The 617-nt window shown below is 70.5% G+C and carries 1 protein-coding gene; it reads right to left on the bottom strand.

Annotated elements, in window-relative coordinates:
* Window positions 1–8: 8 nt before the first annotated feature.
* The coding region (locus AQJ91_RS48485) for an MFS transporter (protein ID WP_159054857.1) at window positions 9–617 on the bottom strand (609 nt) is incomplete at its 5' end.

The following is a 617-nucleotide window of genomic DNA, read 5'->3' as shown; positions in this document are numbered from 1 at the left end:
CCGGGAGGTCAGGCTGCCCGTTCAGGCGTGGGCTCCGGCCCAAGGGCTTCCACCTGCTTCGTCGATGCCGCCTCCTCGTCCGGTATCCGCCGCATCAGTACCCCGTACCCCGCTGCGGCTACCGTCCCGATCACCGCGCACAGCCCCCACAGCCACTCCGCCCCGAACCGGTCGATGGCGAAGCCGGACGTCAGCGGGGCGGCGAGCGCCGCCACCGCCCAGGACATCGTGTACATGCCCTGGTAGCGGCCCCGCCCCTGGGTGGGGGAGAGGCGGACGGCGAGGCCGGTCTGGATCGGGGCGTTGACGATTTCGCCCAGGGTCCACACGCTCACCGTGAGCGCGAAGACCCCGACGGACGCGGCGAACGCGGTGAGTTCGAACCCGTACCCCGCGAGGAGCGACGAGACGACGAGCAGCCGCCGCGGATCCCGGTGCTCGATGGACCGCGTGACCGGGATCTGCAGCGCGACGATCAGGACACCGTTGACGGCGATGGCCGTGCCGTAGTCGGCTGCGCTGAACCCCGCCTCACCCATGGCCACCGGCAGTCCCACGGATCCCTGCCGAAAGATCAGCGTGACGAGGAAGGACAGCCCGACGACACTCATGAACCG

Origin of the sequence: Streptomyces dysideae (genome assembly GCF_001514305.1) — a bacterium.
Classification (GTDB): domain Bacteria; phylum Actinomycetota; class Actinomycetes; order Streptomycetales; family Streptomycetaceae; genus Streptomyces; species Streptomyces dysideae.
This window is presented reverse-complemented; position numbering and strand designations above follow the sequence as displayed.